At 68.5% G+C, this 13,424-nt stretch carries 15 protein-coding genes and 1 tRNA gene; 5 read left to right on the top strand and 11 right to left on the bottom strand.

The window, feature by feature from the left end:
• Positions 1 to 6 precede the first annotated feature (6 nt).
• Positions 7 to 885 (top strand): helix-turn-helix domain-containing protein, encoded by an 879-nt coding sequence (locus tag ACFX43_RS26660; protein ID WP_378838609.1) that lies wholly within the window; start codon positions 7 to 9, stop codon positions 883 to 885.
• Between the two features lie 6 nt (positions 886 to 891).
• On the opposite strand, the gene ACFX43_RS26655 is transcribed toward ACFX43_RS26660, so the two are convergent.
• The 3 genes from ACFX43_RS26655 to ACFX43_RS26645 form a co-directional block, all read right to left on the bottom strand.
• Positions 892 to 1,305, bottom strand: a complete 414-nt coding sequence (locus tag ACFX43_RS26655; RefSeq protein WP_378838604.1) for a TIGR03618 family F420-dependent PPOX class oxidoreductase — start codon at positions 1,303 to 1,305, stop codon at positions 892 to 894.
• Positions 1,306 to 1,352: 47 nt separating this feature from the next.
• Complete coding sequence (locus ACFX43_RS26650; protein ID WP_378838601.1) at positions 1,353 to 1,682, bottom strand: nucleoside triphosphate pyrophosphohydrolase family protein; 330 nt, start codon at positions 1,680 to 1,682, stop codon at positions 1,353 to 1,355.
• A gap of 143 nt (positions 1,683 to 1,825) precedes the next feature.
• Positions 1,826 to 1,907 (bottom strand) — tRNA-Tyr (locus ACFX43_RS26645).
• Positions 1,908 to 2,043: 136 nt separating this feature from the next.
• Here ACFX43_RS26645 and ACFX43_RS26640 point away from each other — a divergent pair.
• Entirely contained in the window at positions 2,044 to 2,535 is a 492-nt protein-coding gene (locus ACFX43_RS26640; protein WP_378838598.1) for a YajQ family cyclic di-GMP-binding protein, read from the top strand.
• Here the strand turns inward: ACFX43_RS26640 and ACFX43_RS26635 are convergent.
• Both ACFX43_RS26635 and ACFX43_RS26630 read right to left on the bottom strand, forming a co-directional pair.
• Positions 2,522 to 3,718 (bottom strand): YbdK family carboxylate-amine ligase, encoded by a 1,197-nt coding sequence (locus tag ACFX43_RS26635; protein ID WP_378838593.1) that lies wholly within the window; start codon positions 3,716 to 3,718, stop codon positions 2,522 to 2,524. The genes ACFX43_RS26640 and ACFX43_RS26635 overlap by 14 nt on opposite strands.
• A gap of 45 nt (positions 3,719 to 3,763) precedes the next feature.
• Entirely contained in the window at positions 3,764 to 4,900 is a 1,137-nt protein-coding gene (locus ACFX43_RS26630; protein ID WP_378838587.1) for a site-2 protease family protein, read from the bottom strand.
• Between the two features lie 228 nt (positions 4,901 to 5,128).
• Here ACFX43_RS26630 and ACFX43_RS26625 point away from each other — a divergent pair, with 228 nt between their 5' ends.
• From ACFX43_RS26625 to ACFX43_RS26615, 3 genes are all read left to right on the top strand, one after another.
• Positions 5,129 to 5,908: an HPF/RaiA family ribosome-associated protein gene (locus tag ACFX43_RS26625; RefSeq protein WP_378838584.1), complete on the top strand. Its 780-nt coding sequence runs from the start codon at positions 5,129 to 5,131 to the stop codon at positions 5,906 to 5,908.
• A gap of 119 nt (positions 5,909 to 6,027) precedes the next feature.
• The gene (locus tag ACFX43_RS26620; RefSeq protein ID WP_378838581.1) at positions 6,028 to 6,522 is read left to right on the top strand and encodes an SRPBCC domain-containing protein; all 495 of its coding nucleotides are present in this window, start codon (positions 6,028 to 6,030) and stop codon (positions 6,520 to 6,522) included.
• A gap of 39 nt (positions 6,523 to 6,561) precedes the next feature.
• Positions 6,562 to 7,020 (top strand): Rrf2 family transcriptional regulator, encoded by a 459-nt coding sequence (locus ACFX43_RS26615; protein ID WP_091044275.1) that lies wholly within the window; start codon positions 6,562 to 6,564, stop codon positions 7,018 to 7,020.
• Between the two features lie 103 nt (positions 7,021 to 7,123).
• On the opposite strand, the gene ACFX43_RS26610 is transcribed toward ACFX43_RS26615, so the two are convergent.
• From ACFX43_RS26610 to ACFX43_RS26585, 6 genes are all read right to left on the bottom strand, one after another.
• Entirely contained in the window at positions 7,124 to 8,095 is a 972-nt protein-coding gene (locus tag ACFX43_RS26610; protein WP_378838577.1) for a sulfate/molybdate ABC transporter ATP-binding protein, read from the bottom strand.
• 13 nt (positions 8,096 to 8,108) lie between these two features.
• Complete coding sequence (locus tag ACFX43_RS26605; protein ID WP_378838571.1) at positions 8,109 to 8,951, bottom strand: sulfate ABC transporter permease; 843 nt, start codon at positions 8,949 to 8,951, stop codon at positions 8,109 to 8,111.
• Complete coding sequence (gene cysT, locus ACFX43_RS26600) at positions 8,944 to 9,798, bottom strand: sulfate ABC transporter permease subunit CysT (protein WP_378838566.1); 855 nt, start codon at positions 9,796 to 9,798, stop codon at positions 8,944 to 8,946. Before cysT ends, ACFX43_RS26605 begins: the two co-directional genes overlap by 8 nt.
• Before the next feature lie 7 nt (positions 9,799 to 9,805).
• Positions 9,806 to 10,882 (bottom strand): sulfate ABC transporter substrate-binding protein, encoded by a 1,077-nt coding sequence (locus tag ACFX43_RS26595; protein ID WP_378838563.1) that lies wholly within the window; start codon positions 10,880 to 10,882, stop codon positions 9,806 to 9,808.
• Positions 10,883 to 10,990: 108 nt separating this feature from the next.
• Positions 10,991 to 11,749: a 23S ribosomal RNA methyltransferase Erm gene (gene erm / locus ACFX43_RS26590; protein ID WP_378838556.1), complete on the bottom strand. Its 759-nt coding sequence runs from the start codon at positions 11,747 to 11,749 to the stop codon at positions 10,991 to 10,993.
• Positions 11,750 to 12,001: 252 nt separating this feature from the next.
• Positions 12,002 to 13,402: an NAD(P)H-quinone dehydrogenase gene (locus ACFX43_RS26585; RefSeq protein ID WP_378838554.1), complete on the bottom strand. Its 1,401-nt coding sequence runs from the start codon at positions 13,400 to 13,402 to the stop codon at positions 12,002 to 12,004.
• Positions 13,403 to 13,424 lie beyond the last annotated feature (22 nt).

Genomic DNA, 13,424 nt, shown 5'->3' with positions numbered 1-13,424 from the left:
TGATCCATGAGCAACCCAGCGGTGCCCGATGAGCTCGGAGCGTTCCTCAAAGCCTGTCGAGCACGCCTGACCCCAGATCAGGTGGGCCTACCTGACCTGGGAAATCACCGGAAGGTACGCGGTCTCCGCCGGGAAGAGGTCGCATCCCTCGCCGTGATCAGCGTGGACTACTACACCCGTCTCGAGCAGGGGCGGGTGAAGGCATCGGCATCCGTCCTGGAGACGCTGGCTCGCGCACTTCGACTGGACGAGGACCAGCAGGCGTACCTGTATGAGATCGCGGGCAAGGTCGATGCGCTCCCCAGAAGACGTCGGACCGTGCAGAAGATCCGGCCCGCCGCGCGCCGGCTTCTCGATCAGCTGGTCGATACGCCCGCGCTGGTCCTCGGAAGAAGGCTTCACGTCCTCGACTGGAACCAAGCGGCCGCGGCCCTGTTCACCGACTTCTCGACGATTCCCGAGCCAGAGCGCAACTACATCCGCCTGATGTTCACCCACCCGATCGTGCGCGGACTGCATGCCACGTGGGAACACGACGCCCGCGACGCCGTAGCCGCCCTCCGGATGGAGGCGGCCAAAGACCCCGACGATCCCGAACTGGCCGCGCTCGTCGGCGAGCTCTCCGTGAGGGACGCCGACTTCCGCACCTGGTGGGCCGAACGGCATGTGAACTCCGCCAGCTTCGGGACCAAGCAGTACCACCACCCCGTGGTCGGCGATCTGACCCTGGACTGCGACACCTGGCAGAGCCCCGACGGTTCCGGGCAGCGCCTGATGGTGCTCACCGCCCCCACCGGCAGCCCGTCGGACGATCGCCTCCGCATCCTGACCTCATGGGATGCGAACCCCGGCAAAGCCGACGGATCTACAGTCCGCTCCCCGTAGGAGCGCTCACCAGCCCGAAGGACGTACGTTGCCCAGCACCCGGGTCACGGTGATCTCGATGACCACGCGCTCCGGATTGGGTCGGGGCTGCCGGTAGCGCTCGGCGTACCTCCGCTCAGCCTCGGCCACCGACTCCGCGTCGTCCTTGACCACGGCCGTGCCCTCCAGAGTGCACCACCGTCGCCCGTCCACCTGGCTCACCGCCGCCTGCGCAGCGTCTCCGGCCGCGCGTACGTTCCGGACCTTCTTGCTGCCCGCGCTGCTGATGATCCGCGCGACCCCGGCTTCCGGATCGAACGTCACCCCCACCGGAACGAGGTGCGGACTCCCGTCCGGCCGGCTCGTCGTCAGGAAGCAGATCCGGCGCTCGCGCCAGAACTCATCGTTCTCCGCGGCGGATGGAGATGCATCGACTGTCATGGTGCTCCTTCGTGAACCGGGGCCATGGCTTCCAAGGCCCCCAACGGTCAGCGATCGTCGCCGCTTCCACCGATTGCGCCACGCTGCTGACGATCGGCGAGCTTCTTGATGTTGAGCTCGGCAACGTCCGCAAGCGGGAGCCCGAAGTGGTCAGCGAGGACTGCTAGGTACCAAAGTGTGTCGCCCAGCTCCTTGGCGAGATCATCGAGGTCCCACTGGTCGAAGTCGCCGTCATGGTCTCGCACGATCTTCTTCGCCTTCTCGGCGATCTCGCCCGTCTCCCCGACCAGCCCCAGCAGCAGGTGGAAGACCTCGTTGGCCGTGCCCTTCGTCGCCGCGGTGCGCAGCGCTGCCTGCTGGTAGGCGTTCAGGTCCATGACCGGAACATACCGCCCCTCGAGGCCCCCACCGGTGCAGGACAGAGTCCGGCAGAGAGATCAGCCACGGACACGGTCACGCAACGCGAAACACCCCGAGTGACCAGTGTTTGTGCTGGTCACCCGGGGTGTTCTCCCAGGCGTGGCAGATGAAGGATTCGAACCTTCGAAGGCAAAGCCGACGGATTTACAGTCCGCTCCCATTGGCCGCTCGGGCAATCTGCCTGGGTTGTCCACGAACCCCCGTGAAGGGGATCGCGACAGCAATAAACAATAGCGCAGGGGCTGGCGGCGTACGAAAACGGCACGAGGTCCTAGGGTGAGACACCACAGACTTGATCAGAAGCTAGAGGAGAGAGTCATGGCTGACTCGTCGTTCGACATCGTGAGCAAGATCGACCGCCAGGAGGTCGACAACGCGCTGAGCCAGACCGCGCGGGAGGTCGCGACGCGGTTCGACTTCAAGGGGACCAACGCAACCATCGAGTGGAGCGGTGAGCAAGGGATCGAGATCTCGGCCTCCGCCGACGACCGCGCCAGCGCGGTGCTCTCGGTCTTCCAGGACAAGCTGATCAAGCGCAAGCAGTCGCTGAAGATCCTCGACGCGAGCGAGCCGCGCCAGTCGGGGCAGCAGTCGAAGATCTCGATCACCCTCAAGGAGGGCATCTCCTCCGAGGACGCGAAGAAGATCTCCAAGCTGATCCGCGACGAGGGGCCCAAGGGCGTCAAGGCGCAGATCCAGGGCGACGAGCTCCGCGTCTCCTCCAAGAAGCGCGACGACCTGCAGACCGTGATCTCGCTGGTCAAGGGCCAGGACTACGACTTCGCGGTGCAGTTCATCAACTACCGCTGAATCGCTGCGCTTGCCCAGGCCAGAGGCCTGACGGGTGACGGGGTAAGGAGTATTCCCCGTAGGGTTCACCAGTCGTCATCGTCGCCAGCGCGGCGACGAAGGCAGCAGGCGACCCGGCTCGCAGGAACAGGAAACGTTGCCTGTCGGCCCCGCCACCGACGGCGCGTAGACGGTTGATGGCGGAGAGCACCAGGGCTTCGTCTCCGTGTGCGCGCAGATGCGGCTGGACTCGTGTGACCATGTCATCGATGAGCTCCCAGGAGCGGACGGGTCTGCCGGTCTGCGGATCGGCCACCAGCCCGCGGAGGCCCGCTCGGGCGGCGGACCGACAGGACCGTCTAAGCAGTTCCTGCCGAACGGGTACCACGGGTCGCCCAGCGGCGGCATCGTCGACTGCCATGCTGACCAGCGCGCGAACCAGTCCCGCGTACGCCACGGTTTCCTCGGCGGTCAAGCTCATGTCGGCCGCTCTGACCTCGATGGTGGGGTATCTGGGCGAGAGGCGCGCCAGGAAGTACACGCTGCGTGTGTCCAGCGCCTGGCCGGACGCGACCGCCTGGTCGACCATCTGGTCGTACTCCTCGACCGAACCCGCCGGTGGCGCGGGCATGAGAGTCGGCCAGCGCGACGCGAGGATGAAGCGTTGGCTGGCCCAGCCACTGACCTCGCCCTCCCAGATGGGCGAGTTCGCGGTCAGTGCTATGAGTGGCGGCAACCAGGGTCGGAGCCGAAGCAGGGCTTCCACGGCGACCTGCCTGGCCGGCACCCCGACGTGGACATGGCAGCCGCAGGTTCCGTTGGCGCGCATGGCTGTCGGGAAACGTTGCGCGAGCTCGTTGTAGCGAGGTTCGTCCGTCACCAGTGGCGGGTCGGGCAGTCCGAACGGAGCCACTCCGGTCGCGACGGCAACGGTCCCGTGGCGGCTCGCGACCTCCGCGACCCGGCGACGCATGGTGCTCAGTGCGTCATGGACCTCCGCGAGGTTGGAGCACACCGGCGTCCGCGTCTCCACCATGAACCGCATCGACTCGGCGACGACGCGTGTCGGGTAGCCGCATTCGCGAATGATCTCGACCGCGGCCGGGACAACCGCGCCGCTGTACGGGTCCAGCAGGGTGAACTCCTCCTCGACGCCGACGGTCGGCACGCCGATGGCATCAGCCGATCCTCCCAGCTTGCCCACGTGTGAGTGGTGGGCCGTGTCGGTGGGCCTCATCTGAACGCGTTCCTAACCGCCCACCTGCGCACGCAGCGACCCGGCCTCCACGGCCCGGGTCACGTCGGCCGGCGTGACGATGCCCACCAATTGGCCCTGGTCGAAGACCAGGGCGCGCTGCCCGGACTCGCGGGTGACCCGGGGCAGCAGGTCGACCAGGGAGTCGTCGGGCCCGCAGGTGGCCAGTGCTGACAGCGCTACTGCCACGTCGCCGACGCGTGTCGCCGGCCGCTGCGCCGGCGGGACCCCGCGCAGACACCCGAGGGTGACCAAACCCTCGACCTCACCCCGGGGTCCGACGACCGGGTAGGCGGAGTGCCGGCCGTGCAGCAGGTAGCGGGGCACGAACTCCTCGACGCTCAGCTCGGAGTCAATGGTTTGTACGTCCCGGCTCATCACGTCGCCGACCGTGACACCGTGCAGGTAGCGATGGGTGGCGGAGTCGACCTGCTCGGCGCGCGCCACGGCAAGGATGAACCAGCCGATGAGGACCGTCCACAGCCCGCCGACGGGGTCGCCCACGAGGAAGGCGACCACGCCGAGCGCGATCAAGCAGTACCCGAGTACCTGGCCGGCATTGGTGGCCGTTTCGGAGGCACGGTCGCGGTCGCCGTGACGGCGCCACAGGTAAGCCCGCAGGATCCGGCCGCCGTCGAGCGGCGCGGCGGGCAGCAGGTTGAACACGGCAAGCAGCAGGTTGATGCTCGCCAGCCATGCAGCCACGGCCCCAAGCAGCCCCTCCTGGCCGAGAGCGCCGAGACCCCTCCAGGCGAGCCCGAAGGCGAAGGCGAGCCCCACGCTGGTGGCAGGACCGGCGACGGCGATGCGGAAGTCCGCCTTCGGGTTGGGCGCCTCGTCGCGCAGGGTGGCAACGCCACCGAAGATCCACAGGGTCAGCCCCTCGACCCTGACTCCGGCCCGTCGCGCGACGATCGCGTGGGCCAGCTCGTGTGCAAGCAGCGAGCAGACCAGCAGCAGCGCGCCGGCGATGCCGGCCAGCCAGTAGATCGCGGTCGCGTGGCCCGGAGACGTCTCAGGGAGCACCCCTCCGGCCAGCCCCCAGGCCAGGAGCAGCACGATCACCAGAACGCTCCAGTTGGCCGCGACCGGGAAGCCTGCCACCCGACCCAGCCGGAGACTGTCGCGCATCCCCTCGCCTCCTCATCGGTCGATCAATCACCAGCGTCGGGGGCCCACTGCTTCGCAGGTAGGGCCGATCAGCACTCGCGGTGCGGACGAATGGCCCGGCCGGTCGACGAACCGAGTGGCGGTGGGCCGGGCCGAGAGGCACGCCGCCCCGGGACCTTGGGCACTAACCCGGCCGGCCCGAGCGAGGTTGCATCGAGAGGGGCTGATGGAGCCTCGAGAGGAGGGGCGATGACGTCCACGAAGAAGCCGATCCCGGTCGCAGTCACCCTGCGAGGCAACGTCGGAGAGTACGCCGGGGAGTACGCGCGGAACAAGATCACCACCGCGCTGGGCGTCGCGCACGGACCGGTGTTGACGGCGCACGTCGTGCTGGACTGGCGACATAACCCAGCGGCGGAGGACCATGCGATCGCGGAGGCGTCGGCAAACGTCGACGGGCTGACGGTGAGAGCGAAGACAGCGGCCCCGACCATGCCGGAGGCCGTCGACGACTTGGAGTACCGGCTGCGCCGACAGCTGGCACAGTTGCAGGATCGCAACCGCACCCGGCACCGCCGGACGGGCATCCCGGCCGAGCACGGGTGGCACCGCGGTGACCTCCCCCCACGCCACCGGGTCCCCTACTTCCCGAGGCCGGAGGGGACCCGGGAGGTGGTCCGGCACAAGTCGTTCGCAAGCGCGCCGATGAACCCCGACGAGGCGGCGTACGAGATGGACCTGCTCGACCACGACTTCTTCCTCTACCGAGACGCCGCTTCGGGCGCGCCCAGCCTCGTACACCACCTCCCCGAAGGTGGGCACGACGCCCAACGGGCTGAGCCAGGCGGGGCCACCGCCTCAGTGACCCAAGCACCCCCACCACCCTCGCTGACCCAGGGCCAGGCGCGAGCCCGGCTGGAGGCTGGCGGTGAGCCGTTCGTCTTCTACCTCGACGCAGACACCGGTGCGGGTTGCGTGCTGTATCACCGGTACGACGGGCACTACGGCCTGATCGAGCTCGCCGACTGAATCCCGGCGAGGGGCACGCGACCAGGCCGTCAACCTGGCGGCGGCGGGCATTGTGACCGCGCCATTCGCGATACCGGACGTTCCCTGGGGCCACGGACTTGCGCCACTAGGCTCCGGGCGTGAGCTACCAGCACCCAAGAGCCTCGGTCCAGATCGACGCCCCGATCGAGGTGGTGTGGCGGGTGATGGTCGCGACCGAGTCGTACGCCGCCTGGAACCCGTTCGTCGTCTGGGCCGAGACGGCGCAGCCGGCGGCCGTGGGCAACCCGATCGTGCTGCATGTGACCTGGGCGAACGGCGGCCGCTCGCGCTCCCCGGAGCGGATCTCGGCGCTCGAGCCACCGGTGGTCGGCGAGGACGGGGTCGAGGCTGCGTACCTGGCCTATGTCTATGAGGGCTGGCCGGCGCGGCTCGGCCTGGTGCGGGGCGTACGTCACCAGCGGCTGACCCAGCGACCCGGCGGGCCGACGCGCTACGAGACGGTCGAGGAGTTCTCCGGTCCGCTGGTGGGGCTCGCCGGACCCGCGCGCGTCGCGGACGGGTTCCGGCGGCACGCCGCGGCTCTCAAGGCGCGAGCCGAGACGCTCGTGAATGAAAGTGGACTTGACCACTAGATTGAGCGAAATTCTGCATTCATCTGCAAGAATGTGGCCGTGCGAGTATCTGCCAAGTCCGACTACGCCCTCCGCGCCCTCATCGAGATGGCCGCGCGCGAGGACGGAAAAGCTGTCAGCGCCGAGGAGCTCGGCCGCGCCCAGGAGATCCCTCACGGGTTCCTGCAGGCGATCCTCGCCGACCTCCGCAAGGCCGGCGTCGTCATCTCACAGCGCGGCCAGTCAGGCGGTTGGCGCCTGGCCCGCAAGGCATCGGACGTGTCCGTCGCCGACGTGATCCGCGCCGTCGACGGTCCGCTGGTCTCGGTCTACGGGCTGCGTCCCGAAGGCGTCACCTACAACGAGCGCGCCGATGTCCTCCAGCACGTGTGGATCGCCGCACGCGACTCGCTGCGCGAGGTCTTCGAAAAGGTCTCGATCGCCGAGCTCGCCTCCCGCGAGCTGCCCGACGAGGTCACCACCCGCACCGCGCGCGACGAGGCCTGGCTTCCTCACTGATGCGTTGGGATACCCGGTTAACCGGGTATCCCTGCACTTCTCTGGCATTGCAACACCTGAGAAGTGCCAGTTTTACCGGTTAACCGGGTATCCCGTCCCGCCCCTACGCCGCCGGCGCCGGCATCGTGTAAGCCCCGGGCGACGGCGTGACGAAGACGTTGACGCCCTCCTCGAGCTGCAGAGCCCGGGCATGCGTACGCGTCAGCTCGGCGGTCACGACCTCACCGTCGTCGGTGAGAACCGTGAGGCGCACCTCGAACCCGATCCGCAGGACGCGCGAGACGGTGCCCTCGAGCGAGTGCTCGGAGATCGGCGACGGGGTGACCTCGACGTCATGGGGCCGGATCAGGGACCCGCCCAGGGTGGTCACGTCGCCGAGGAACGACATCACGAAGTCGTTGGCGGGCTCGTCGTAGAGCTGCTCGGGGGTGCCGATCTGCTCGATGCCGCCCTGGTTGACGACCACGATCTCGTCGGCGACCTCGAGGGCCTCCTCCTGGTCGTGGGTCACGAAGACGGTGGTGACGTGCACCTCGTCGTGGAGTCGTCGCAGCCAGTCACGCAGCTCCTTGCGCACCTTCGCGTCCAAGGCCCCGAAGGGTTCGTCGAGCAGCAGCACGGACGGCTCGATGGCCAGGGCCCGCGCCAGCGCCATCCGCTGCCGCTGGCCGCCGGAGAGCTGCGAGGGCAGGCGGTTGGCGAACTGCGAGAGGTGCACGAGCTCGAGCAACTCCTCGACCTTCTTCGCGACCTCCGCCTTGGGACGCTTGCGGATCTCCAGCCCGAAGGCGACGTTCTTGGCGACCGAGAGGTGCTTGAACGCGGCGTAGTGCTGGAAGACGAAGCCGACGTTGCGTTTCTGGACCGGCAGCGAGGTCGCGTCCTTGCCCTCGATCACGACCGACCCGGTGTCGGGCGTCTCCAGCCCGGCGATGACCCGCAGCAGCGTGGTCTTGCCGCCACCGGAGGGCCCCAGCAGGGCCGTCAGCTGCCCGGTGGGGATGGTCAGATTGATGTCCTCCAGCGCGACGAAGTCGCCGTAACGCTTGTTGACACCATTTACTTCGATGCTCATGGGATGTGTCCTTTCACCGCACGCGCGCACCGCGGGCGCGCAGCACGAAGACGATGAGGATGCAGATGACCGAGACGCTGGCGAGGAGGAAGGCGACGGCGTACGCGCCCTGCTGGTCGAAGTTGAGGTACTTCTCCTCGACCGCGAGGGTGGCGGTGCGGGTCTGGCCGAGCACGTTGCCGGAGACGACCTTGACCGCGCCGAACTCGCCCAGCGAGCGGGCCAGGGTGAGCACGACGCCGTAGATGACGGCCCACTTGATGCCCGGGAGCGTGATCCGCCAGAACGTCTGCCAGCTGCTCGCGCCGAGCGACGCGGCGGCCTGCTCCTGCTCGGTGCCGATCTCCTCGAGCACCGGGATGACCTCGCGGATCACCAGCGGCAGCGACACGAACGCGGTCGCCATGATGATGCCGGGCGTCGAGAAGATGATCTGGATCCCGGCCGACTCGAGCATCGGCCCGAACCAGCCGTCGCGGCCGCCGTAGACCAGCACGAGCGCCAGGCCCACGACGATCGGCGAGACCGACAACGGCAGGTCGATCATCGCGCTCAGGAGGCGCTTGCCAGGAAATTCGGTACGCACCAGCAGCAGCGAGATCGAGACACCGAAGAGCAAGTTGATCAGCGTCGCGACCACCGCGGCCACGCAGGTCAGCTGGATCGCGTGCATCATCTGCGGGTCGTCGAAGATCGCGGTGAACGCCTCGGTCGTGAACCCGACATCGGGCACATGGAAGGCGTTCCAGGCGACCAGGACCACCGGCCAGGCCACCAGGAGCCCGAGATAGGCGATGACGATGACGCGGAGGACGTACGTCAGTGGTGTGCGCGGAGCGCGACGGGTCTCAGCCACGGCGGACCATCCTCCTCTGGACCAGGTCGAGGACGACGATGACGAGGAGAGAGACGCCCAGCAGCATCGCCGCGATCGCCGCCGCGCCCTCCGGGTTGTCGTTCTCGATCGCGGACAGGATCCGCACCGAGGCGACCTCGGACTTGAACGGCAGGTTGCCCGAGAGCAGGACCAGGGAGCCGTACTCCCCCATCCCGCGCGCGAAGGAGAGCGCCGCGCCCGCCGCGATGGCCGGGGCCAGCGACGGCAGGATGATCCGCCAGAACGTGGTGAACCGGGAGGCCCCCAGGGAGGCCGCGGCCTCCTCCACGTCGGTGTCCAGCTCCTCGAGGACGGGCTGCACCATGCGTACGACGAAGGGCAGCGTCACGAAGGCGAGGGCGAGGTAGACCGACGTCGACGTGTTCGCCCAGTGCAGGCCGAGGGGTGACTCGGCGCCGTAGAGGGAGAGCAGCACGAGGCCCGCGACGATCGTCGGCAGCGCGAACGGGATGTCGATGATGACCTCGAGCAGGCCCTTGCCCCAGAACTTGTCACGGACCAGGACCCAGGCGATGACGGTGCCGATGACGACGTTGATCAGGGTGACCACGATGGCCGCACGGATCGTCAGCAAGATCGCCGACGCGGTCTGCTCGTTGGTGAGCTGGTTCGCGAAGGCGGACCAGCCGCCGCTGGAGGCGGTGATGATCACCGCCACCAGCGGGATGAGGACGAGCAGGCTGAACCAGAGCATCGTGATACCGAGCCCGATGCCGCTGGTCTTCCCAAGAGTGGACCGAGTCAGAGTGTTGCCCGGCCGGCTGCGACGGGCAGCCGGCCGGACCGTAGGGATGGTTGTCGTCATGACCGGACTACTGCGAGGCCTTGCCGGACTTGGCGATGGAGTCGGTCACGATGCCGAGGGCCTCGCCGTCCTCACCGGTGCCGAAGAGCTTCTCCTTGACGCCCGACCAGTCGCGGCCGCCGAAGTCGTTCTCCAGGGTGAGCAGCTGCTTCGGGGCCGGGAACGGGTCGGCCGGGTCCTTGGCGCCCTTGATGTCCTCCGGCTTGAGGCCGATCGCGTCCCAGTCGACGACGCCGGGCTCGGCGGTGTTGACCGGGCGGAAGCCGGTCAGCGCGAACTGCTTCTGACCGCCCTGCGGGTCGAGGACGAAGTCGAGCCAGGCCTGAGACGGCTTGGAGGAGTCCTTGAGGATGGCGCCGGGGTTCTCGATCAGCACGGTGGAGTCCGGGATGATGTATTCGAAGCCCTCACCCTGCTGGGCCGCGAGGATCGCCTCGTTCTCGTAGGCGAGCAGCACGTCACCGGTGCCGCCGAGGAAGGCGGTGGTGGCGTCGCGGCCGGAGTTGGTCAGGGTGACGACGTTCTTGAAGAGCTTGTCGAGGTACGCCTTGCCCTCCTCCTCGGTGCCACCGTTCTTCACCACGGAGCCCCACGCGGCCAGCGCGTTCCAGCGGGCGGCGCCGGACGAGGCCGGGTTGGCCGTGACCACGCCGACACCGGGCTTGACGAGGTCCTCCCAGCCCTGGATGTTCTTCGGGTTGCCCTCACGGACGCCGAGTACGACGACCGAGCTGGACACGATGCCCTTGTTGTCGCCGTCGTCCCACGACGCGTCGACGAGGCCGGCCTTCTCCAGGCGCTGTACGTCGGTGCCCACGGACAGGTGGACGTAGTCGGCCTTCAGGCCGGACTCGACCGCACGACTCTGGTCGCCCGAGGCGCCGTACGAGGTCTGGAAGGTGACGCCCTCGCCCTCGGGGGTCTTGTTGAACTCCTTGGCGATCGCCTTGTTGGCCGTCTCGGGGACGGCGAAGCCGACGATGGAGATCGACTCCGCGTCATTGCCCCCGCCGGAGCCGCCGCACGCGGTCAAGGCCAGGATGCTCGCAGCGGCCAACACCACTGCAACCTTGATCTTCTTCATCTGGATCCTCACTTCTGCCCTGCCGAGTCAAGGTCGATCGGNCGCGCGCGTCGGCCGAGATGGCACCTCGGTGCCATCTCGGCCGACGCGCGCGCCTTCTCGGCAGGGTCAGACCGCTGCGTACGCCTCGACCCAGTCCTCCGCACGCAGGTCTCGTGGCAGCACGGGGGCCTGAGATCGTCGGCGTCGCCGGGCGATCTGGCCGGCGAGCGCACCGGGGACGCCGTTGCGTCGCAGGATCTCGGCGACCCCGCGGCCTCGGCTGCTGAAGACCGTGGCCACCCACGACTGGAAGTCGCGGAGCTCCGACTCCGGCAGCAGCGGCTCACGACGGCGGTCGATGAGCAGCAGGCCTCCGTCGACGTTGGGCCGCGGACGGAACGCCGTCGACGGGACCCGGCGGTCCAGGGTGAAGGTGAACCACGGCCACCACTGCGCGGTGAGCTGGGTCGTGCCGCCGACACCCGCGCGCTTGCGGGCGACCTCCCACTGGGTGAGGAGTACGGCATGGCGCCATGTCGTCGAGGCCAGCAGGTGGCGCAGGATCGGTGTGGTCAGGTGGAACGGGACGTTGGAGACGACGACCGCGTCCTGCGGTGGCGCGTGACGCAGGATGTCGCCCTCGGCGATGCACACGTGCGTTCCGGTCCGTCGGCGCAGCTCGGCGGCTCGGAGGGAGTCGATCTCGACCCCCTCCAGCGGGCGACCCAGCTCAGCCAGCGCCAACGTGACGGCACCGTTGCCGGTGCCCCACTCCACCAGCGGACCCTGCCGCTGCGAGACGAGATGGACGATGCGGTCGAGTACCGACCTGTCGGTGAGAAAGTTCTGGCCGAGCTCGTGCCGGCCAGGGCGTACGTCGGACATGGATGCTCCTCAAGAAAGAAGGAGCCGGGCGGCATGCGGGTAGCACTCGGAGCCGCCCGGCAGGGTTGCCAGGTGGCGGCGCGAATGCGTACGAGTGCTTCGGTGGGATCCGCGCCGTCAGCGGCGGCGGATCCGAACGATCATCGTCATGCAGCAGTTACCCATGGCGCTCACGCTAGCGAGGTGCCGACGTTGCTCGCATCCGGTTTAGGAGCCTCAGCCCGAGTCTGCCATCTCGGCCGACGTAAGTGACTACTCGACGTGGTGGAGGCGGCGGGCGACCTCGGCGGTGGAGCCGGAGATCGAGGGGTAGACGGTGAAGGTGTTGGCGATCTGGTCGACGGTGAGCCCGGTGGAGACGGCGAGCGCGATGGGGTGGATGAGCTCGGAGGCGCGCGGGCCGACCACGACGCCGCCGATGACGACACCGGTGCCGGGGCGGGAGATGAGCTTGACGAAGCCGTCGGAGATGCCCTGCATCTTCGCCCGTGGGTTGCCCTTGAGGTCGAGCCGCAGGGTGTCGGCGACGACCTCGCCCGAGTCGACCTGCGCCTGCGAGTAGCCGACCGTGGCGATCTCCGGCGAGGTGAAGACGTTGGCCGCGACCTCCTTGAGGTCCATCGGGATGACCGCGTCGCCGAGGAAGTGACGCATCGCGATCCGGCCGGCCATGGCGGCCGTCGAGGCGAGCATGAAGCCGCCGGTGCAGTCGCCGGCGGCGTAGACGCCGTAGGCGGAGGTACGCGACACCTTGTCGGTGCGGATGAACCCACCCTCGTCGAGCTCGATGCCGGCCTCCTCGAGGCCGAGGCCCTCGGTGTTGGGGATCGAGCCGAGCGCGAGGATGCAGTGGGTGCCGGTGACCTCGCGGCCGTCGGTCAGCTTGACGGTGACGACGTCGCCGGAGCGGGTCACCGACTCCATCCGAGACTTGCTGAGGATGTTCATCCCCTGCCGCTCGAGTACGTCCTGCAGGACCGTCGCCGCGTCCGCGTCCTCACCCGGGAGAACACGGTCGCGCGAGGAGACCAGGGTGACCTGGGAGCCGAGGTTGAGGTAGGCGTTGGCGAACTCCACACCCGTGACACCCGAGCCCACGACGATCATGTGCGAGGGCAGCTCGTCGAGGTCGTAGACCTGCTCCCAGGTCAGGATCCGCTCCCCGTCGGGTTGGGCGGTGGGCAGCACCCGCGGCCGGGCGCCGGTGGAGATCAGGACCGCATCGTTGTCGATGGCCTCCTCGCTGCCGTCGTCGGCCAGGGTCGCGATCACCTGGCGCTTGTCGGCGTCGATGCGCCCGCTGCCCTTGACGATCCGGATCCCGCGGCGGGTCAGCCGGCTCTCGATGTCGCTCGACTGCGCGAGCGCGAGCGACTTGACCCGCTTGTTGACCAGCCCGAGGTCGGCGTAGAGCTCCGTGGCCGGGTCGCCCTGGTGGTCGCGGAAGTGGATGCCCAGGTCGCGGGCGAGCGTCAGGTCCGACATCAGCTCGGAGGTGGCGATCAGGGTCTTGCTCGGCACGCAGTCGGTGAGCACCGCGCTGCCGCCGAGGCCGTCACGGTCGACGACCGTGACCTCCGCCCCGAGCTGCTGTGCGACCAGCGCCGCCTCGTATCCGCCTGGACCCCCACCAATGATCGTCACCCGCGCCATGGGCCGCATTCTTCCACGCCCC

It is taken from the genome of Nocardioides sp. YIM B13467 (assembly GCF_042788075.1).
In the GTDB taxonomy this organism is placed as follows: Bacteria; Actinomycetota; Actinomycetes; order Propionibacteriales; family Nocardioidaceae; genus Nocardioides.
This window is presented reverse-complemented; position numbering and strand designations above follow the sequence as displayed.